An 18,948-nucleotide genomic window follows, 5' to 3' on the forward strand; every position below is an offset into this window, starting at 1 on the left:
TATTATTCTTTTCATATAAGTGGCCTCCTTTTGTATGCGGTAATCCCTGTTACCATTAATCTTGTCAATTAACAGTTTACAGGTAAATCCACGAACCTACAAACGTGAGGTCACTTCATATTATCTTTGAATAATATTGTATTATTTTACTGCACCATTTACAACACCATTAATAATCTGTTTCTGACATACAATATAGAACAGAAGAATTGGAATCAGTGATAGTAAATAAGAAGCAAAAGCCAGATTGTAGTTGGTGCCGAACTGTGTCTGGAAAGTTAACTGTGCAAGAGGCAGAGTGTTTGTTCCCGTTCCGGACATGATGACCAGAGGGGTCATTACATCGTTCCAGGTTCCGAGAGCAGTCAGTACGGCAACGGTTGCGTGCATGGGTTTCATGATTGGGAAGATTACTTTCCAGTAAGTTGTCCATGTAGTTGCACCGTCCACGTAGGCGGCTTCTTCCAGTGCAATTGGAATGTTCTTTAAATAGCCGGAGTAGAGCATAACATTCATCGGCATATAGAACACTAAATAACATAATATAACTCCAAACCAGTTGTCAATTCCCATTTGTGCGGTTTGTTTTACCAGAGGCATCATAAGGATGGCAAATGGTACGAACATACCACTCACAATGTAAAGGTATGATAACTTGTAGAACTTGCTATGAGCCATAGCTCTTCCAATGGCATATCCCGCCAGAGAATGAATCAGGATTGCCAGAACTACAGTAGTGACTGTAATCAGAACGCTGTACCCAAGAGAATGCCAGAAATCTGTTACTCGCATAGCTTCTGCAAAATTTTCCAGACTCCAGGTACCTGGCAGACTTAAAGCTCCGGCAATATCATTGGTCATTTCAGATGGTTTTTTAAATGCAATTACGATTGCCATATAAAGCGGAAAGATTACCGTTACACAGCCAAGAATTAATAATATAGTGACAGGCCAGTTTGTAGCGGCAGCAACTTTGTTTTTCTTTTTCATTATAACTGTTCCTCCTTCTTTCCCATAAAATTAAGCTGGAATACGGAGATGGCTACGATTACCACAAAGAAGATAACCGCGTTGGCACTCTGAAAACCAAACTGACCGCCTCCAATACCATTGTTATAGATCAGATAAGAGATAGACTCGGTACTCTGTGCAGGACCTCCTTTGGTCAAAGCCATAATCTGGTCAAATACCATAAGGAAATCTTTCATGCTTAATACCATGTTAATGCTCAAAAACGGAATAATCAGTGGGAGAGTCAGTGACTTAAAACTTTTCCATCCGGTAGCACCATCGATAGCACCTGCTTCATACACGTCTTCTGGAACTGTCTGCAGACCTGAGATATAGATCAAAGTAGTCTGTGCAATTGCCTGCCATGAGGCAACGATTACGATAGCGATCCATGCAGTATTGGTGCTGGAGAGCATACTGGAAGTGCTTGTGACTGCCGGAAGAATATAGGTGAATATATATCCGAAAATATAACCGACAACCAGGCCACCAAGAATTCTCGGCACAAAATAGATACCACGCAGAGTACTTTTGGCTTTGATCTTGCTGTTCAGGCCAAGTGCAAGAATCAGAGCGATAATATTCGTAATAATTGTTGCAAGAATTGCAAATTTAAAAGTAAAAAGATAAGATTTTCCTACGCGGGCGTCAGTGAACAGGTCAATATAGTTGCGCAGACCAACAATGTCATAACTTCCAAATCCTTTGAAGTTTGTAAAACTGTACATGAATCCTTTGATCAAAGGAAGCGTATTAAAGCAGAAGAACAGTAATAAAACGGGGATTGTGATTAACAGGAATGTCTGGTTTCTGCTAAGTTTTTTCTTCATTATTCATTCCCTCCATTTTCTTCATATTCCTGTACCTTACGGATAATGTCACGATTATAACGCTCCCAGTCAGAATCAAATTTTTTCAAAAATGCATTGACATCACCGTTGATTAAAAATGTCTGAATCTGTGCATCGACAGACATTTCGGCAGGATAGTAGTGGTCTTGGTAATCAGCCATTTTTCCTTCTTTAATGTAAGAAGCCATACCATTTAAGACTTCTGGAAGTTCAAAATCGCCTTCTTTACAAGGGACGGCACTTTGATCATTCAGATAGATCTGGATGGTTTCATCTTTTAACAGATATCGTAATACCTCATAAGCGGCTTCTTTGTTCTCGCAGTCGTTTGTAACACAGAACTGAAGATCAATTCCGGAATTCAGAATATTTACGTCAGCATTGTTATTCCCCGGCATTACGAAAGAATCAATATTCATATCCGGGTTTACGGACTGAATCTGAGGGACTGCATAGTTACCAATAGTGTACATGGCAGATTCTCCATTTGCGAATGCGGTACAGGCATCATTATAGTTATACGCATAAGGATCTTCAGGACCATAAGGAAGTAATTCTAACATTTTTTCTGACACTTCTCTGTACTCATCTGAAAAAGTTGTTTCTCCCCGGTTCACTTGTTGGCAGACATCGGCAGGAGCCAGATCTACAGCAAGAGAGTTCCATGGAGCAAGGCAAGTCCAAGTGTCTTTGAAACCAAAATACAGCGGCTGGATTCCAGATGCCTGAATCTCATCGCACAATGCTATAAATTCATCCCAGGTGGTAGGAATATCCCAGTTATGCTCATCGAACATATCTTTGTTGTAGAGGATTCCCGCGGCATTGGCAACATAAGGAACGGAATAGACACCTTCTTCTGGAACATATTCCAGATTCTTGGCAATTTTAAGATAAGCGGGTTTGATGTCAGAGATTCCTTCAAAATCAGAAATATCCATCAACATATCGGAGTCGATGAAAGAAGAGAAATTAACATCTCCTCCAATACCGATAATGTCAGGGACATCTTCTTTGATAAAACGTGTTTTTAAGACAGTCATAGCATCGTTAGGAGATTCGATTTCCAGGACAATATCGTCATGGGTTGCATTGAATTCTTCTTCCATCTTTTCGAAAGCTTTGACTGCCTCTGGTTTGTACTGTACAAGATTAATATGGATTTTCCCGTCTTTCCCGGAAGAATTTCCGCAGCCGGTAGCAGCAACCATACCGGTTAAGACTGTAATCATAAGGAGTACAGTAACTAGTTTCTTTTTCATTTCACACCTCTCCTTTGCATGAATTATTGTTTCTAATCGAAATCATAGCAGTGGCGAAAAAAAAGGTAAATATTTCTATGTGTGTGGTTTGTTACCAAAATTCGTGATTGTTCGAAAATGGTTGAAGTATAGACGCATTTTGGTATATAATTAGCTTAAATATAAAAAGTTTGTTAAAAATAGATAAAATAAAATCAGTAAATTGTGAAAAATACACAAAAACAAAGGCGGTGTTAGGATGTCTGATTTGTTGTTTTCTGTTTTTCAGGACGAACGTTTTATGGATTTAACAATTTATCAATATGGTTATGAAAAATGCAGCTCTCTGCATTCTTTCGGACCATTTGTAAGGAATCATTATCTGTTTCACTATGTGATCTCTGGCAAGGGTACACTGTACGCAGATGATGAAAGGTATAATTCGACTATTTACCAGATATCTGGCGGAAGCGGTTTTTTGCTTTTCCCAGAATATGCAAATATGTATTCCGCGGATAAGGATGAACCGTGGGAATATATCTGGATTGAATTTGGCGGACTTCGTGCAAAAGAATGTATAGAGATGGCCGGACTTTCTCAGAAAAATCCTATCTATGTACCGGATACACCACAGCATGGAGAAGAGTTGAAATGTCAGATGTTTACATTTATAGAGAATCAGAATGCGTCTTCGTTAAATCTGATTGGACGTCTGTATCTGTTTTTAGACAATTTGATTCAATATTCGACATCCAGAAAGCAGCTGCAGGGTGGAAAATTAAGCGAGTTTTACGCCAGAGAGGCAGTTAACTTTATTGAGCAGAATTATGCCCGGAATATCACGGTAGAAGATATGGCCAAGAGATGCAAGTTAGACCGTAGCTATTTTGGAAAAGTATTCAAGATTACGGTGGGAAAATCTCCGCAGGAATTTTTGATCCAGTATCGAATGACCAAGGCAGCAGAAGCGCTTACGCTTACCAATGCGACCGTTGGAGATATTGGAATCTCCGTAGGATATCCAAATCTATTACATTTTTCAAGAGCATTTAAAACCGTGTATGGAATATCTCCAAGAGAATTCCGGCAGAAAAATAAAATTGTGGATCATAGAATGAAGGATATATCAATAATAGATTGACAATCTTCTACAAATTAGGTATCATAAACTTTAATGAGTAAAAGCGTTAAAGTGCCGAAATTTATAATATTCGGCATGGAAAGGGGATTTTCAAATGCCGATTACAGATATCTTGGAGAAGAATTGTCGTCTGTACGGAGATGATGTGTGTCTGGTAGAGATTAATCCAGAGATGCCAGAGACAAGACGAGTAACATGGAAGGAATATGAGCTGATTGAGCCAGTACGTGCACCGTATCACCGTCGTGAGATTACATGGAATGTGTTTAATGAGAAGGCCAACCGTTTTGCCAACCTTTTGTTGGAAAGAGGTGTGAAAAAAGGTGATAAAGTAGCTATTTTGTTGATGAATTGTCTGGAGTGGCTGCCGATTTATTTTGGGGTTTTAAAGACAGGCGCTTTGGCAGTGCCGTTGAATTTCCGCTATTCTGCTGAAGAAATTAAATATTGTGTAGAACTGGCAGAAGTAGATGTGCTGGTGTTTGGACCAGAATTTATCGGACGAGTAGAAGAGATCGCTGATGATATCAGCCAACACAGACTTTTATATTATGTAGGAGATGGATGCCCTGGGTTTGCAGAAGACTATACGATACATTCTGCAAATTGTTCCAGCCAGTCTCCGAAGATTGATATCAATGATGAAGACTATGCTGCGATATATTTTTCATCTGGAACGACAGGTTTTCCGAAAGCAATTTTACATACTCACCAGGCATTGATGCATTCTGCGAAAGTAGAGCAGAATCATCATGGCCAGACAAAAGATGATGTATTCTTATGTATTCCTCCTCTTTATCATACGGGGGCGAAGATGCATTGGTTCGGAAGTTTTCTGACAGGAGGAAAAGCAGTTCTTCTGAAGGGAACAAATCCGGAATTTATTCTTCGGGCAGTATCGGAAGAAAAATGTACGATTGTGTGGCTGTTAGTTCCATGGGCACAGGATCTTCTGCTTGCTCTTGACAGTGGTAAGATTAATCTTGATGATTATCAATTGGATCAATGGCGCCTGATGCATATTGGTGCACAGCCTGTACCGCCAAGCCTTATTAAGCATTGGAAAGAGTACTTCCCACATCATCAGTATGATACGAATTATGGGTTAAGTGAGTCTATAGGACCAGGATGTGTTCATCTGGGAGTTGAGAATATTCATAAGGTTGGTGCTATTGGAAAAGCCGGTTATGGATGGGAAACAAAGATCATTGATGATAACGGAAATCCAGTGAAGCGGGGAGAGACTGGTGAACTTGCTGTCAAAGGTCCCGGAGTCATGGTAGAATATTACAATGACAAGAAAGCAACGGAAGAAGTTTTGCACGATGGATGGCTTTATACAGGCGATATGGCAATGGAAGATGAAGATGGATTTATCTTCCTGGTAGACAGAAAGAAAGATGTGATTATCAGTGGTGGAGAGAATATATATCCGGTGCAGATAGAAGATTTTCTCCGTACAAATGATGCGATTCTGGATGTGGCAGTTATTGGTCTCCCAGATCATCGACTTGGAGAGATTGCAGCAGCGATCATCTCTTTAAAACCAGACGTTGTCTGTACAGAAGAAGATATCAATGAATTCTGTAAAAAGCTTCCGCGATATAAACGTCCACGTAAGATTATTTTTGCAGATGTTCCGCGTAATGCAACCGGAAAGATTGAAAAGCCTAAGTTAAGAGAGATGTACGGTGCCGCGAAGTTAGTAGAAGAGCAAAACCGCAGCTAACTGATACATATAAGATAATAAAAAGATGCTGAAGAATACAGTGAAAAACTGTAACCTTCAGCATTTTTTTATTATTTTGCAGCTTTCTTGGCAAATTCTGTTGTCACAAGATCTTCATAAGGAGCACGTTCGGTGAGTTCTCCGGCATTTTCCAGAATATCTTGCAAAAGATCAAAACTATCTTCTTCAAAAATCAGATTATCCTTCCATGTGTCTTGATCATAGTAACGTGTGACGATGGTCGTAATAGTATCCTGATCAGTTTCTTTGAACTGTGGTGCGATGATGGAAGCAATCTCTTCAGGCGTGTGAGTCTGTACGTAGTCCATACCTTTCTGTAAAGCATTGGTGAAACCCTGGATGATATCTGGATGTTCATCAATATAGCTTTGCTTTGCAGAAAATGCGGTATATGGGACGTAACCGCTGTCAGTACCAAGAGAAGCGACAACGAAGCCTTTTCCTTCTTTTTCCAGATTCGTCGCGCCTGGTTCGAATTCAATTGTAAAGTCAGCCTGACCTTCGGAAAATGCGGCAGCAGTGGAACCAAAGTCTATGCTTTGATTGATATTCAGATCTTTGGATGGGTCAATGCCATTTTGCTTTAAGATATATTCAAATACCATTTCTGGCATGCCACCTTTTCGTCCTCCAAGTACATCTTTTCCCTTCAGTTCTTCCCAGGTAAAATCAGGCATCTCTTCACGGGCAACCAAAAAGTTCCCTGCTCGCTGGGTCAATTGGGCAAAGTTTACTACATAATCATTTGCCCCTTCATTGTAGGTGTAGATGGAAGCTTCGGATCCCATAAATCCGATATCAGCGCTGCCAGAGAGAACAGCGGTCATAGTCTTATCTGCGCCGAATCCAGTCTGAACAGTGAGTTCAATACCTTCCTCTTCAAAATATCCTTCTTCGATGGAGACATACATAGGTGCGTAAAAGATAGAGTGTGCCACTTCGTTTAAGATTACTTTCGTAAGCTTTGTATCCGTGACAGATTCAGTACTTGTAGATTCAACATCTTGATTTTCTGAAGTACAGCCTAACAGAGCAGTAATCGCTATTGCAATTACCAGGAAAACGGAAACAGCTTTCTTTTTCATGAATATCCTCCTTGAATTCCCTAATGCTATAATATATTCAAAAGAGAATATTGTGTGAAAATGAAAGATTAAAAAAGCTTTTATTGAAACATATTTTCGACGTAGTTGCGCATTTCATTGCGTGACTTTACTTGCCTTGCTCCATGAATAATACTTTTTTGTTCGGATTCGGGAAGCTGAGCAAATTTATTTAGAATGTCAGAATGTTGTGCAAGCTCCATTGTAAATCCAATGGGAAGTTCTCGATTATCAATCATTACAATCACCTCATGAATAGAATGTGCATTTAATAGAAATTTATGCAGCGACATCGTTTCTTTTTGAATTTAATAAATGAATATCTGGTATGAATAGGTTTGTGAAAAATATGCATACTACTTTTGAAAGGAGGAGTACATGATGATCGAGATAGATTCTTCAATAACAAATGATTCTCCTGGTATTGCTTACGCCAACCTTTCAGAAGAAATGTGTGAAAAAATCACAAAATTAGAACAGACGATTCAGAAAGAGACAGGAGAAAAGATTGCCCTTGTGGCATATCTTGTCTAAAAATGCACGAACAACAGGAGGATTATATGCATGAAAGAAAAGTCTTCGTTTACAACAGAAAAACCAATTGATTACACACAGACCAAAGATGCTTATGAGGGAAACAGGGAGTCTTCCATCTATCAGGATTCTCCGATTCCATCAGAGAAAAAGCCTGGCAAGAAGGAATATAATGATGGAATGAGCAGGGAAAATAGGTATGAATGAGAAAAAACGAGAACAGCAGAATCAGAAAAAAAGTAATGATAAATTTAATAGCATTACCCAAAAAACAGAGCCTGAAAATCAAAATCAGCATCATAATGTAAGAAAAGAAGCAGTAGACGCAAAAATAAGGCAGATATAAAACAATGGCAGTATTATGGAAAGTTCTCTTCCAATACTGCCATTGTTAAGTCATGATATTATATTCGATCATGATTAATCACTGTGTAAAATAATTCTTTTATCTTTTCTGACTGGTCTGTCTGTCCAAGAACCCACATAAGCTTTGCTACGATAGATTCGGTAGTCATATCTCCGGCTTGAAGAATTCCGGGATGCTCGCTGTATTTCTTTCCTACTTTATACACTTCGAGGTCACAGCCTTCCTCTGGTACCTGAGTCGTTACCGCCAAAGTTTTTCCAGAATCCACCCATGAGAAGATTGCCTTCTCAAAAGAATCAGGAATACCTCCGATTCCGAATGTTTCAAGAATAATAGCATCATAATGTCCTTTTAATAGATCAAAAATGTCAGATTTAGCTTCTGGTGTCAGTTTCAAGACAAATACACGATCATTAAGCTGGTCATAAGTCTTAAGATCCTCTGGAGCAGGCGGGATTTCCATATAGTGACGGATAATACGGTCATCATGAAGTACGGCCATCATTGGGAAATTCATACTTTCAAAGGCATCAAAACTTCGAGTGCGCTGTTTGCGGCCACGGGTTCCTGCAACAGCTTTTCCATTAAATACAATATTCACATTGCAAGAAGCATCATCCACTGCATAGAGAATACTTTGATATATATTTATCTTTGCATCAGTATAAGGGTTACCCATTGGCTTCTGGGAACCCGTTAATACAATCGGTTTGCAGCTGTTTTGAATCAAATAAGACAAAGCAGCAGCTGTATATGCCATAGTATCCGTTCCGTGTAAAATTACAAAACCATCGTAAGAATCATATTGTTCCATGATTGCGTCACGAATCTGCAGCCATTGACGCGGACGCATATTCGTACTGTCGATATTCATAAGCTGAAGAACAGTTAATTGGCATATATCACGAATGCCAGGCACACTGTCTGCTAATTCCTCTCCGCTTATTGCAGGAGCCAAACCAGAATCTCCTTCTTTAGAGGCAATCGTACCTCCGGTAGCTATCATTAGTATCTTTTTCATAAAGTTACCTCACGTTATATAAGAATCATACCTTCATTAGCGTATATTTGAGAGTAAAATATGTCAAGTAGAAAATGAAAGTTTTTCATTTGGGTACACCACAAATTACAAAAAGGTACACCACAAAATGAAGTTGGGGACGTAGACTTTTTAAAAAAGTCTACGTCCCCAACTAACATATTACGATTACCTTTCTTGGTGTGGTTTGTGGCGGAACACTTCTTGTGGTTGTTGTATAATATACAATCAGTAATTGTCCTCCGGGGCTGCAGTTGTATGGCTGCCCGTTGGAGGTGACGATACTGGTTGAACGACCAAGATTTAGTTGTAGTGTTCCGTCTAAGGATAGGAGGCTTTCATCGAAATTGCCGGCGTAAATGGTCTCAGCTGGATTCCGGCGTCCGATGAATACAGTCTGGTACTGTGGCGGAAAGATAAGGGGAATAGGGAGGTTTGCGTCGTAGAATGCTGTAACATTCATACCAGGACGAAGCCGTATTTCTTCAATGACATATGTGCCTGGATGAATAATGAAATTCTGTATACCATCAGAATTGCGGATAGTAACCTGCTGTTGGCAGCAGTTGTTTCCAAATGCGGAAATATTCTGAATTGTGCCATTTACTGGTACTAAATTCATGGGTGGCATGAATAACACCCCGTTTTTGATTAATATATGCCAGATTATTTGCGTTGTTCCTCGGGCTTGATATTGGCAGCTCTTCCGTTGGGTGGAAGGAAGTGATACAGCTCTTCATAAGATTCGATTTCTTCAACAGAAACTGGTTCGGAAGGAATCAATCCGGTGCAGTCCTGAGTGGAAGCCGCATTAGAGAGATAGTCATATTCGTCAATAATTTTTTCGTTTTTTTTATCTTTCATTGTGATACCTCCAAATGTAAAATTCAAATGTATAGAATTAGAATGTGTAGAAAAAGATAAATGTATGCTGTATAATATTTCCTGGATTAAAAATAAATAATGTGAAAGAAGGATTTATCATGAAGATAGAAATTGACACCCATTCCCATACGTTGGCAAGTGGGCATGCATATAATACCATTCGAGAGATGGCATCCATGGCAGCAGAAAAAGGACTGAAAGGGCTGGCGATTACGGAGCATGCGCCACAGATGCCGGGAACATGCCATCCGTATTATTTTCAGAATCTGAGAGTTGTTCCACGGAAAATGTATGGTGTCGAGCTGTTCTTAGGAACGGAATTGAATATTATGAATGAGCAAGGAGAGGTTGATCTTTCCAAAGATGTACTGAAGCAGCTTGACATAGCCATTGCAAGTATGCATATACCGTGTTTTCAGAGTGAACGAACTGTAGAAAATATTACAAAGGCATACCTTCGTGTAATGGAGAATGAGTATGTAGATATTATTGGGCATCCAGATGATGGAAGATTTCCAGTTGACTGTGCCAAATTTGTAAAAGAAGCAAAGAAAACAGGGATCTTGATTGAGGTCAATAATTCTTCGCTCCGTCCAGATGGATTCCGTCTAAATACAAAAGAAAATTGCAGGAATATTCTTCAGGAGTGTAAAAAGCAAAGGGCGATGATTGTACTTGGCACGGACTCACATGTAGATGTTGATATTGCAGAATACGGATATGCCATAGAAGTATTACGGGAAGTTGATTTTCCGGAAGAATTGATTGCAAATGTGACATTAGAAAAGTTAAAACTCTCTTTAAAACGCAACAAAAAGGTGTAGACTTTATAAATTTAGTGTGTTAAAATGTAACAGTAATGATAATGTTACGAAGGAGATTATGTTATGAGTAAAAAGATAAGGACTGAAGCAGTAGACTATCTGTTTAGTGCGATCTTGAGCCTGAAAGATAAAGAAGAATGCTATACTTTTTTCGAAGATATCTGTACAATCAATGAATTGCTTTCATTATCACAGAGATTTGAAGTAGCAAAGATGCTGAGAGAACATAAGACATATCTTGAAATTGCTGAGAAGACAGGAGCTTCTACCGCGACTATCAGTCGTGTGAATCGCTCATTAAATTATGGAAATGACGGATATGACATGGTGTTCGAGAGAATTAATCAGAAGAAAGACTAATAGAAAAAGAAATAAGGCCGGTTGCCTTATTTCTTTTTTTTGTGATCCGGTTCCGGAAGTTCATCTATTAATTTTTCTATAATTAATTTTTTGACATATACATCAAAACTGAGACTGCAGATGAAAGAAAAGAATTGCAGATAATCCCTCTCATCTTCAGGAACATCGCTGAAACTATTGATTGCTGAATTGTAAGATTTGGCAACATCTTTTTGCAGTGCGTCAATTCTCGATTTTTCCAGTTTACATATCTCCTCATAGATAGAAGTCATGTTAAAGTCTTGTCCATTGTTAAAATACTTTTCTGTGATAGGGGCTAACATGGTCTCAATATCTTTGATAGACAGTATGTTTTTAAAATAATATATAAAGATCATGACTAATACATGTTCTTTGGAATATTTCTTTTTGACCGGAGGCGGAAGAAGATTATTTTTAGCGTAATTGTTGATCATAGTTTTTGTCAGGATTTTATCATTTTCATATCGCTTGGTAGAATGAAGCTGTTCTTCCATAAAGGTTGTCACCTGATCCATATATAGATCAATGTTCGGAATATCTCCGGGCCGTACATAGTCGATCCGTGAAATGCTAGATAAGATACTGTTTAGCATGTCCTTTGTATCAATTGTCATTTTATCACCTCAATAAAAGTATTATATAGTTTTTAAAACTATATGACAAGATTTTTTTCGGGTATAAAGAAAAATATTCTGAGTAAAAAAATGGAAAGTTTCTTGATGCTTGCACTTCTTTTGGAAAGTCCGTATAATAGAAACAGATTTTGAGGGAGGAATAGAAGTCATGAAATCGGTTGTGTTGTGCTATAACCTAAAAGAAACAAAAAAAGGCAGACAAGTTGCAATGATATTTGGTTTTCTGGGATATAAGATTCGCCATGTAGAAAAAGAAGAATATTTATGGCCGATAGGGAAATTGGCAGGAATGGAAAAAGTGGAGAGAGAGACCGAAGTGTATGATGGAGAGGGATTTGAAGAAGAGATGCTGGTCATACAGGCTGCTTCTGAAGATATGCTGGATAAAGCGCTGTTCCTCATGAGAAAGGAAAAATTACAGGTGCCGTTAAAGGCTGTTGTAACTGCATCTAATCAGGAGTGGACTTCAATTGCGCTCCATGACGAGATCTTAAAAGAACATCAGTTTATGACCAAACAGAATGGAATAGAAAGGAAATAGAAGATTTGAGTATATATGATACATTAAATGAACAGCAGAAGGAAGCGGTGCTTTATACAGAAGGACCGCTTCTTATACTTGCGGGAGCCGGGTCGGGTAAGACCAGAGTCCTGACTCATCGTATTGCTTATCTGATTGAAGAGATGGGTGTAAATCCGTGGAATATTCTGGCAATTACATTTACGAATAAAGCAGCAGGCGAGATGAGAGAACGAGTAGACAAGTTAGTGGGTTTTGGGTCTGAAAGTATCTGGGTAAGCACTTTTCATTCTACTTGTGTGAGAATTTTGCGCAGACATATTGATTTGTTAGGATATGATACGAATTTTACAATTTATGATACAGATGATCAGAAGACCTTGATGAAAGATGTATGTAAATTATTACAGATAGATACGAAGATTTTTAAAGAGCGATCATTAATGAGCGCGATTTCGCATGCAAAAGATGAGCTGGTGACGCCAGAGGAGTTTCGCCTTCAGGCAGAAGGTGACTTTAGTAAAAGGAAAATCGCGGATGTCTATGAAGAGTATGAGAAGCAGCTGAAAGCAAATAATGCTCTGGATTTTGATGATCTGTTGGTGAAGACAGTTCAGTTATTCCAGACACAGGCAGATGTACTGGACTATTATCAGGAACGGTTCCGTTATATTATGGTAGATGAGTATCAGGACACCAACACGGTGCAATTTGAGTTGATTCGATTATTATCTTCCAAGTATCGTAATCTATGTGTCGTAGGAGATGATGATCAGTCTATCTATAAATTCCGTGGTGCTAATATCAAGAATATCTTGAATTTTGAACAGGTCTTTGAAGATGCGAAGGTGATAAAGCTAGAGCAGAATTATCGTTCTACTGGTAATATTCTGAATGCTGCAAATGCAGTGATCCGCAACAATGTAGGAAGAAAGGATAAGACACTTTGGACAGCCAATGGAGAAGGTGAAAAACTGGAGTTTCGTCAGTTTGATTCTGCGTATGATGAAGCAGAATATATTGTAAGTGACATACGTGAGCATGTGAACCAGGGAGCTTGTACATACAATGATAATGCGATTCTTTACCGTACCAATGCACAATCACGTATGTTTGAAGAGAAGTTTGTGACAGCCAATATTCCTTATAAAGTTGTTGGCGGCATTAATTTCTATGCGAGGCGTGAAATTAAGGATTTATTGTCCTATCTGAAAACAGTAGATAATGGACGGGATGATCTGGCGGTGCGTCGAATTGTGAATGTGCCGAAGCGAGGAATTGGACTGACAAGTATCAACCGAGTACAAGAATACGCTGCACAGCATGAGATAGGATTCTATGATGCGCTTCGTGCAGTTGATCTGATTCCGAATATTGGACGTGGGGCATCGAAACTGGAATCTTTTGTTGCATTAATTGAACATTTTAAAGCGGATGCTTTGGAGATGAGTCTGTCTGATCTTATGCAGGAGATTATTGAAGAGACAGGATATGTTGAAAGTCTGAAAGAAGAGGACAGTGAAGAAGCAGAAGCAAGAATTGAGAATATAGATGAGTTGATCAGTAAGATCACAGCTTATGAAGAAACCTGTGAAGATATGAATGAACCTGCAACTCTTAGCGGCTTTCTTGAAGAAGTTGCGTTGGTGGCAGATATTGACAGTCTGGATGAAAGCAGTGACTATGTGGTGCTAATGACACTGCACAGTGCGAAGGGACTGGAGTTCCCACACGTATATCTGGCTGGAATGGAAGATGGAATTTTCCCGAGTTATATGACGATTACAGCCGATGACCCAACTGAAGTAGAAGAAGAAAGGCGTCTTTGTTATGTGGGAATTACCAGAGCGGAGAAAGATTTGACGTTGACTTGTGCGAGACGTCGCATGATTCGTGGTGAGACACAGTATAATAAGATGTCTAGATTTTTGAAAGAGATTCCAATGAATCTATTATCTACGGGTATGGTATTTGAAAAAGAGAAGGAAGAACCGATAAGACAAAGCGCTTATCAACAGGCAAAACAAGCATTCAAGACGAAAGCATTTGCTACGCAAAAGCCGGTGAAGCAGTTTGGAAATGGTGGTGGAAAAGGACCAGGATACGGTGTCGGTGACCGGGTACGCCATATGAAATTTGGAGAAGGAACGGTAACTGCCATTATAGAAGGTGGAAGGGATTATGAGGTTACAGTAGATTTTGACAATGCCGGAACAAAAAAAATGTTTGCAACTTTTGCACGACTCCAAAAAGTATAAGAAATCAGATATTTTCATATAAATTTGTAGTAATCTCAAAAAATAAGTGCTATAATAAAAATAATAGTTGATGCTTGTTGCGAAAACAAGAGAAAGGATGTGGGAGTATGAATAAAGTAGAAGATATTATTGCAGCAACAAAGTTAAGTGAGCTAATTAGCAAGAAAGAAGAAGATAAGCAGTGCAAGACAGTACTGTGGGTTCTGGCTATCATCGGAGCTGTAGCAGCCGTTGCAGCAATCGCTTACGCTGTATATTCTTTCTTTACACCAGATTATCTGGAGGATTTTGAAGAAGATTTTGACGATGATTTTGATGATGATTTCTTCAGCGAAGATGATCAGGTATAAGTAGATACTGATCACACAACTTAATGTGCAATAGAGAAAGCAGGTTAGAAGCCTATGTAATGTAGAAAAAGGTATCTTACCTGCTTTTGTCTTGGAAGAAGACAGAGAATATATCAGTGGAAGGAGTATGTGGATGGATGAAAAGTGTTATGCACTCTTGATCGATGCAGATAATATATCTGCCAAGTATATCAAACCGATACTGACAGAGTTATCAAAATACGGAGTGATTACATATAAGAGAATCTATGGGGACTGGACAAGCACCCAGCATTCCAGCTGGAAAGATGAATTACTGAAGAATTCCATTACGCCCATTCAGCAGTTCAGTTATACACAGGGAAAGAATGCCACAGATTCGGCAATGATCATTGATGCAATGGATATTTTGTATACCAATGATGTGGATGGATTCTGTATTGTGTCCAGTGATAGTGATTTTACACGGCTGGTCAGTCGACTGAGGGAAAGTGGAAAGATGGTTATCGGAATGGGAGAGAATAAGACACCGGAACCATTCCGAAAGGCATGTGATAAGTTTACGATTTTGGAAAATCTTTTGATTGAGCAGGAACTTGGACGATCAAAACCGGAAGATGTACATGACAAATTAAGCAAAGAAAAGATTGAAGATGCTATTATCAAGATGGTTATTGAGAATCAGAATAGTAATAAAGTAACTGGACTGGGAGAGATAGGAAGTCGTCTGGTAAATCTGTATCCAGATTTTGATGTCCGAAGTTATGGTTATAATATGCTGTCAAAGTTCTTGGAAGAATTCTCAAGAATTCAATTAGTCAAAAGTGGAAACATTGTATCGGTTGCACTAAGAGAAGACTGGGAGATGAAAGAAGATATTGATAAATATGTACTTTCGATTGCCAGGAAAGCAGGAAAAAATGGAATAGAACTCAGTGCTCTTGGTAATAAAGTATATGAAAAATATAAAGACTTTAAGATTAGTGATTATGGATATGCACAGTTTAATCAATATGTGAAAAGTATTGATCATATCAAAGTAGAACAGGACGGAACTATATTAAAAGCGAAATGTACGATACAATAGTAGAAGAAAGGAATTAACAACATGAAAAAAGGGCAGGTATACGAAGGAATGATTGAATCGGTAGAATTTCCTAATAAGGGAAAAGTATTCCTACCTGAAGAAGAAAGATATGTAATCGTAAAAAATGGAGTTCCAGGGCAGAAAGTGAGTTTCTCTGTGAATAAAATACGAAAAGGAAAGGCAGAGGGACGACTTTTGGAAGTCTTAGAACATTCTCCTATGGAAATAGAATCAAAATGTCCACATTTTGGACAATGCGGCGGATGTACTTATCAGAATCTTCCTTATGAAGAGCAGATCAGGATGAAGGAAACACAGGTAAAAGCTATGATGGATGAAGCGGTGGAAGGTGATTACATCTGGGAAGGTGTGAAACAAAGTCCTGTGAGACAGGAATACCGGAATAAGATGGAGTTCTCTTTTGGCGATGAATATAAAGATGGGCCATTGGCACTTGGAATGCATAAAAGAGGTAGTTTTCATGATATTGTAAATGTGTCCGATTGTCAGATTGTGGATGCGGATTACCGAAAGATCCTTACCTGCACTTTAGAGTATGCAAGAGAATCAGGACTTCCGTACTACCATCGGATGAGGCATACCGGATTCTTCCGACATTTGCTTGTTCGAAAAGCGGTAAAGACAGGAGAGATTCTGATTGATCTGGTCACGACAACAGAGTCTGAGTTTGAAAAGGAATTTGATGGACAGAGATGGGTTAAGAAGCTTTTGTCTCTGGAATTGAATGGAACGATTGTCGGTATATTGCATACCAAGAATGACAGTGTGGCAGATGTAGTAAAAGATGAAGGAACCGAGATTCTATATGGTCAGGATTACTTTTATGAAGAACTCCTGGGATTGAAGTTCAAGATTACCCCATTTTCTTTCTTTCAGACGAATTCCCTCGGAGCCGAGGTACTGTATGAGACGGCAAGGGAATATATCGGAGAGACGAAAGATAAGGTGATCTTTGATCTGTACAGTGGAACCGGAACGATTGCGCAGATTCTGGCACCGGTTGCCAAGAAGGTAGTGGGAGTAGAGATCGTGGAAGAAGCTGTGGAAGCTGCAAGAGAGAACGCAGAACTTAACGGCCTTAACAACTGTACCTTCTGGGCGGGAGATGTGCTGAAGGTGATTGATGAACTCGGCGAAGTGCCGGATCTTATTATGTTAGATCCGCCAAGAGACGGAGTGCATCCTAAGGCATTGGAGAAGATTACGAATTTTGGCGTGGACCGTGTCGTCTATATTGCCTGTAAGCCGACCAGTTTGGCAAGAGATCTGGAGATGCTGCAGGGAAGAGGGTATCGTGTGGAACGGATTGGGTGTGTTGATTTATTCCCGGGCACAGTCCATATAGAGACGGTCTGTCTAATGTCCAAGGTGAAATAAAAAAATGATAGTAAAACAAATAAAATGCAGGTGACATCAGTCTATTGCTGATATCCCTGCATCTTATTTGTTTTATATGATCTACTTACATGCTTTTAAGATGGCTTTCAGATATTCCCAGGAACGTTCGGTGGACGCAATGTCTACCCTCTCTTTTACTGAGTGAACATCTGGAAGGTTTGGTCCGAAAGATACAATATCGAGATCTGGTTTCTTGTCAAAGAGAATGCCGCATTCCAGTCCGCTGTGGGTTGTCTCAACCTGTGGATCTGTTCCGTACATTTCTTTATAGAGCTCGATCATCATTGGGCGGAGGGTTGAATTCTCATCGAATTCCCATGCAGGATATTCACCAGAGATTTCATAAGAAGCGCCGATTAATTCACACCACATAGCCAGCTGATTCTTCATGTCTTCCAGTTTGCTCTTCATAGAACTTCTTACCTGGAAACGTACTCTGACTGCATCGTCCTTGGTTTCAACAATTCCTGGGTTCAAAGAAGTCTCTACTGCTTGTGGGAAAGAACGGTCGTAGCACTGTACTCCGTTTGGAATACCATACAGATATTGAATCACACGAGAAGTTGTGTCAGCGTCAAATGACTGATAGATACCTTCTTCCACCGATTCAGCTGTAATTGTCAGGCCTGGTTCGGAACCAAGGAATTCAGCAGAGATCTTGTTCGCTAATTCGGCGGTATCTTTTATGATTGCATCCGTCTGTACGGTATCTGCAACGATGACTGCATGATTAAACATGGCAATGACATTGGCAGCAGTACCACCCTGCATATCCATCAGATTAAAGTCATAATCTTTTGCAAGTGTATATAATACACGTCCCATGATCTTGTGGGCGTTACCACGTTGCTTCTGAATCTCAGCACCGGAGTGTCCTCCCTGAAGACCTGTAACTGAGATCTTGATTTTCGTTCCTTTTTCTTCACTCCATTCGATTGGAATAAAGGTGTCATAAATAAATCCACCGGCACATCCGACTGTCAGTACACCCTCTATCTCTGAATCCAGGTTCAGGCATTTCCTTCCCTTTAACTGAGACAGATCAACCGCTTTTGCACCGCCCATGCCAATTTCTTCATCGACTGTGAAGATTGCTTCAATCGGTGGATGAGGAATATCGGTACTTGCAAGAACTGCCATTGCATAAGCAATTGCGATTCCGTCATCTCCTCCAAGAGAGGTGTTCTTTGCTCCGATAAAACCATCTTCCACAAAGAGGTCAAGCGGATCATTTTTAAAATCGTGATCGCTGTCTGGTGTCTTCTCGGTTACCATATCCAGATGACCCTGTAAAATAACTGGTTCACTGTCTTCATAACCCGGTGTTCCCGGCTTCTTGATAATGACGTTGTTCACTTCGTCCTGTATGTATTCCAGATTGTGAGCTTTTGCGAATTCTACGCAGAAATCACTTGCTTTTTTCGTGTAAAATGTTCCCCTTGGCACTTTACTAAGCTCTTCAAAGTAGTGGAATACTTCTTTTGGTTCAATGTTAGATAAAGCTCCCATTTTTATTTCCTCCGTTTATAATAAATGTAATTATAGTATAGCATAAAAAAGGACTTTTGAAGAC

The 18,948-nt window shown here is 39.4% G+C and carries 22 protein-coding genes; 12 read left to right on the forward strand and 10 right to left on the reverse strand.

The features are described from left to right. Window positions 1-141: 141 nt before the first annotated feature. The 3 genes from JQM81_RS11460 to JQM81_RS11470 are packed head-to-tail and all read right to left on the reverse strand — an operon-like array spanning window position 142 to window position 3,124. Window positions 142-990 carry a carbohydrate ABC transporter permease gene (locus JQM81_RS11460; RefSeq protein WP_235233795.1) on the reverse strand — a complete coding sequence of 283 codons (849 nt, stop codon included), beginning with the start codon at window positions 988-990 and terminating at the stop codon, window positions 142-144. Next, on the reverse strand, window positions 990-1,841 hold the full coding sequence (locus tag JQM81_RS11465; RefSeq protein WP_235233796.1) for a carbohydrate ABC transporter permease: 852 nt from the start codon (window positions 1,839-1,841) through the stop codon (window positions 990-992). Before JQM81_RS11465 ends, JQM81_RS11460 begins: the two co-directional genes overlap by 1 nt. Then, window positions 1,841-3,124, reverse strand: coding sequence for an ABC transporter substrate-binding protein (locus tag JQM81_RS11470; RefSeq protein WP_235233797.1), 1,284 nt, complete (start codon window positions 3,122-3,124; stop codon window positions 1,841-1,843). Before JQM81_RS11470 ends, JQM81_RS11465 begins: the two co-directional genes overlap by 1 nt. 238 nt (window positions 3,125-3,362) lie before the next feature. Between JQM81_RS11470 and JQM81_RS11475 the strand changes: the two genes are divergently transcribed. After that, the gene (locus JQM81_RS11475; protein WP_235233798.1) at window positions 3,363-4,244 is read left to right on the forward strand and encodes an AraC family transcriptional regulator; all 882 of its coding nucleotides are present in this window, start codon (window positions 3,363-3,365) and stop codon (window positions 4,242-4,244) included. A 94-nt stretch (window positions 4,245-4,338) separates the two neighbouring features. Then, window positions 4,339-5,973, forward strand: a complete 1,635-nt coding sequence (locus JQM81_RS11480; RefSeq protein WP_235233801.1) for a class I adenylate-forming enzyme family protein — start codon at window positions 4,339-4,341, stop codon at window positions 5,971-5,973. A gap of 71 nt (window positions 5,974-6,044) precedes the next feature. Here the strand turns inward: JQM81_RS11480 and JQM81_RS11485 are convergent, their stop codons facing one another. Beyond that, window positions 6,045-7,079, reverse strand: a complete 1,035-nt coding sequence (locus tag JQM81_RS11485; protein ID WP_235233802.1) for an ABC transporter substrate-binding protein — start codon at window positions 7,077-7,079, stop codon at window positions 6,045-6,047. An 80-nt stretch (window positions 7,080-7,159) separates the two neighbouring features. Next, complete coding sequence (locus JQM81_RS11490; RefSeq protein WP_235233803.1) at window positions 7,160-7,336, reverse strand: hypothetical protein; 177 nt, start codon at window positions 7,334-7,336, stop codon at window positions 7,160-7,162. A gap of 139 nt (window positions 7,337-7,475) precedes the next feature. On the opposite strand from JQM81_RS11490, the gene JQM81_RS11495 reads away from it, so the two are divergent. The 3 genes from JQM81_RS11495 to JQM81_RS11505 are packed head-to-tail and all read left to right on the forward strand — an operon-like array spanning window position 7,476 to window position 7,977. After that, window positions 7,476-7,631, forward strand: a complete 156-nt coding sequence (locus JQM81_RS11495) for a hypothetical protein (RefSeq protein WP_235233804.1) — start codon at window positions 7,476-7,478, stop codon at window positions 7,629-7,631. 30 nt (window positions 7,632-7,661) lie between these two features. Then, window positions 7,662-7,838, forward strand: a complete 177-nt coding sequence (locus JQM81_RS11500; RefSeq protein WP_235233805.1) for a hypothetical protein — start codon at window positions 7,662-7,664, stop codon at window positions 7,836-7,838. Then, the gene (locus tag JQM81_RS11505) at window positions 7,831-7,977 is read left to right on the forward strand and encodes a hypothetical protein (RefSeq protein ID WP_235233806.1); all 147 of its coding nucleotides are present in this window, start codon (window positions 7,831-7,833) and stop codon (window positions 7,975-7,977) included. Before JQM81_RS11500 ends, JQM81_RS11505 begins: the two co-directional genes overlap by 8 nt. A gap of 58 nt (window positions 7,978-8,035) precedes the next feature. Here the strand turns inward: JQM81_RS11505 and JQM81_RS11510 are convergent, their stop codons facing one another. The 3 genes from JQM81_RS11510 to JQM81_RS11520 all read right to left on the reverse strand — a co-directional run bounded on the left by JQM81_RS11510 (window position 8,036) and on the right by JQM81_RS11520 (window position 9,901). After that, window positions 8,036-9,019: an asparaginase gene (locus tag JQM81_RS11510; RefSeq protein ID WP_235233807.1), complete on the reverse strand. Its 984-nt coding sequence runs from the start codon at window positions 9,017-9,019 to the stop codon at window positions 8,036-8,038. Window positions 9,020-9,191: 172 nt separating this feature from the next. Next, window positions 9,192-9,668 carry a hypothetical protein gene (locus JQM81_RS11515; protein WP_235233808.1) on the reverse strand — a complete coding sequence of 159 codons (477 nt, stop codon included), beginning with the start codon at window positions 9,666-9,668 and terminating at the stop codon, window positions 9,192-9,194. A gap of 35 nt (window positions 9,669-9,703) precedes the next feature. After that, on the reverse strand, window positions 9,704-9,901 hold the full coding sequence (locus tag JQM81_RS11520; RefSeq protein ID WP_235233810.1) for a hypothetical protein: 198 nt from the start codon (window positions 9,899-9,901) through the stop codon (window positions 9,704-9,706). A gap of 119 nt (window positions 9,902-10,020) precedes the next feature. On the opposite strand from JQM81_RS11520, the gene JQM81_RS11525 reads away from it, so the two are divergent. Further along, complete coding sequence (locus JQM81_RS11525) at window positions 10,021-10,746, forward strand: phosphatase (RefSeq protein ID WP_235233812.1); 726 nt, start codon at window positions 10,021-10,023, stop codon at window positions 10,744-10,746. Between the two features lie 63 nt (window positions 10,747-10,809). Continuing rightward, window positions 10,810-11,106: a YerC/YecD family TrpR-related protein gene (locus JQM81_RS11530; protein WP_235233814.1), complete on the forward strand. Its 297-nt coding sequence runs from the start codon at window positions 10,810-10,812 to the stop codon at window positions 11,104-11,106. A gap of 26 nt (window positions 11,107-11,132) precedes the next feature. Here JQM81_RS11530 and JQM81_RS11535 read toward each other — a convergent pair whose 3' ends face one another. Beyond that, entirely contained in the window at window positions 11,133-11,741 is a 609-nt protein-coding gene (locus JQM81_RS11535) for a DUF1836 domain-containing protein (RefSeq protein ID WP_235233815.1), read from the reverse strand. A gap of 169 nt (window positions 11,742-11,910) precedes the next feature. Here JQM81_RS11535 and JQM81_RS11540 point away from each other — a divergent pair, with 169 nt between their 5' ends. The 5 genes from JQM81_RS11540 to rlmD all read left to right on the forward strand — a co-directional run bounded on the left by JQM81_RS11540 (window position 11,911) and on the right by rlmD (window position 17,354). Beyond that, window positions 11,911-12,303 (forward strand): DUF3783 domain-containing protein, encoded by a 393-nt coding sequence (locus tag JQM81_RS11540; protein ID WP_235233816.1) that lies wholly within the window; start codon window positions 11,911-11,913, stop codon window positions 12,301-12,303. A gap of 5 nt (window positions 12,304-12,308) precedes the next feature. Further along, entirely contained in the window at window positions 12,309-14,540 is a 2,232-nt protein-coding gene (gene pcrA / locus JQM81_RS11545) for a DNA helicase PcrA (protein ID WP_235233819.1), read from the forward strand. Between the two features lie 107 nt (window positions 14,541-14,647). After that, window positions 14,648-14,890 carry a DUF4366 domain-containing protein gene (locus JQM81_RS11550; protein ID WP_235233820.1) on the forward strand — a complete coding sequence of 81 codons (243 nt, stop codon included), beginning with the start codon at window positions 14,648-14,650 and terminating at the stop codon, window positions 14,888-14,890. A gap of 133 nt (window positions 14,891-15,023) precedes the next feature. Then, window positions 15,024-15,956 (forward strand): NYN domain-containing protein, encoded by a 933-nt coding sequence (locus tag JQM81_RS11555; RefSeq protein ID WP_235233821.1) that lies wholly within the window; start codon window positions 15,024-15,026, stop codon window positions 15,954-15,956. A gap of 21 nt (window positions 15,957-15,977) precedes the next feature. Continuing rightward, on the forward strand, window positions 15,978-17,354 hold the full coding sequence (gene rlmD / locus JQM81_RS11560; protein ID WP_235233822.1) for a 23S rRNA (uracil(1939)-C(5))-methyltransferase RlmD: 1,377 nt from the start codon (window positions 15,978-15,980) through the stop codon (window positions 17,352-17,354). A gap of 81 nt (window positions 17,355-17,435) precedes the next feature. Here rlmD and JQM81_RS11565 read toward each other — a convergent pair whose 3' ends face one another. After that, window positions 17,436-18,884, reverse strand: coding sequence for an aminoacyl-histidine dipeptidase (locus tag JQM81_RS11565; protein WP_235233826.1), 1,449 nt, complete (start codon window positions 18,882-18,884; stop codon window positions 17,436-17,438). Between the last annotated feature and the right edge of the window lie 64 nt (window positions 18,885-18,948).

The organism is Faecalicatena contorta (genome assembly GCF_021531895.1).
Taxonomy (GTDB): Bacteria; Bacillota; Clostridia; order Lachnospirales; family Lachnospiraceae; genus JAFBIX01.

What these genes read in the sequence shown, in the direction of transcription:
- JQM81_RS11555 (WP_235233821.1), top strand. Translation starts at nt 15,024, where the DNA reads ATGGATGAAAAGTGTTATGCACTCTTGATCGATGCAGATAATATATCT.
- JQM81_RS11540 (WP_235233816.1), top strand. Translation starts at nt 11,911, where the DNA reads ATGAAATCGGTTGTGTTGTGCTATAACCTAAAAGAAACAAAAAAAGGC.
- JQM81_RS11550 (WP_235233820.1), top strand. Translation starts at nt 14,648, where the DNA reads ATGAATAAAGTAGAAGATATTATTGCAGCAACAAAGTTAAGTGAGCTA.
- rlmD (WP_235233822.1), top strand. Translation starts at nt 15,978, where the DNA reads ATGAAAAAAGGGCAGGTATACGAAGGAATGATTGAATCGGTAGAATTT.
- JQM81_RS11530 (WP_235233814.1), top strand. Translation starts at nt 10,810, where the DNA reads ATGAGTAAAAAGATAAGGACTGAAGCAGTAGACTATCTGTTTAGTGCG.
- JQM81_RS11495 (WP_235233804.1), top strand. Translation starts at nt 7,476, where the DNA reads ATGATGATCGAGATAGATTCTTCAATAACAAATGATTCTCCTGGTATT.
- JQM81_RS11490 (WP_235233803.1), bottom strand. Translation starts at nt 7,336, where the DNA reads ATGATTGATAATCGAGAACTTCCCATTGGATTTACAATGGAGCTTGCA.
- JQM81_RS11565 (WP_235233826.1), bottom strand. Translation starts at nt 18,884, where the DNA reads ATGGGAGCTTTATCTAACATTGAACCAAAAGAAGTATTCCACTACTTT.
- JQM81_RS11515 (WP_235233808.1), bottom strand. Translation starts at nt 9,668, where the DNA reads ATGCCACCCATGAATTTAGTACCAGTAAATGGCACAATTCAGAATATT.
- JQM81_RS11525 (WP_235233812.1), top strand. Translation starts at nt 10,021, where the DNA reads ATGAAGATAGAAATTGACACCCATTCCCATACGTTGGCAAGTGGGCAT.
- JQM81_RS11500 (WP_235233805.1), top strand. Translation starts at nt 7,662, where the DNA reads ATGAAAGAAAAGTCTTCGTTTACAACAGAAAAACCAATTGATTACACA.
- JQM81_RS11465 (WP_235233796.1), bottom strand. Translation starts at nt 1,841, where the DNA reads ATGAAGAAAAAACTTAGCAGAAACCAGACATTCCTGTTAATCACAATC.
- JQM81_RS11485 (WP_235233802.1), bottom strand. Translation starts at nt 7,079, where the DNA reads ATGAAAAAGAAAGCTGTTTCCGTTTTCCTGGTAATTGCAATAGCGATT.
- JQM81_RS11535 (WP_235233815.1), bottom strand. Translation starts at nt 11,741, where the DNA reads ATGACAATTGATACAAAGGACATGCTAAACAGTATCTTATCTAGCATT.
- JQM81_RS11510 (WP_235233807.1), bottom strand. Translation starts at nt 9,019, where the DNA reads ATGAAAAAGATACTAATGATAGCTACCGGAGGTACGATTGCCTCTAAA.
- JQM81_RS11480 (WP_235233801.1), top strand. Translation starts at nt 4,339, where the DNA reads ATGCCGATTACAGATATCTTGGAGAAGAATTGTCGTCTGTACGGAGAT.
- JQM81_RS11505 (WP_235233806.1), top strand. Translation starts at nt 7,831, where the DNA reads ATGAATGAGAAAAAACGAGAACAGCAGAATCAGAAAAAAAGTAATGAT.
- JQM81_RS11475 (WP_235233798.1), top strand. Translation starts at nt 3,363, where the DNA reads ATGTCTGATTTGTTGTTTTCTGTTTTTCAGGACGAACGTTTTATGGAT.
- JQM81_RS11460 (WP_235233795.1), bottom strand. Translation starts at nt 990, where the DNA reads ATGAAAAAGAAAAACAAAGTTGCTGCCGCTACAAACTGGCCTGTCACT.
- JQM81_RS11520 (WP_235233810.1), bottom strand. Translation starts at nt 9,901, where the DNA reads ATGAAAGATAAAAAAAACGAAAAAATTATTGACGAATATGACTATCTC.
- JQM81_RS11470 (WP_235233797.1), bottom strand. Translation starts at nt 3,124, where the DNA reads ATGAAAAAGAAACTAGTTACTGTACTCCTTATGATTACAGTCTTAACC.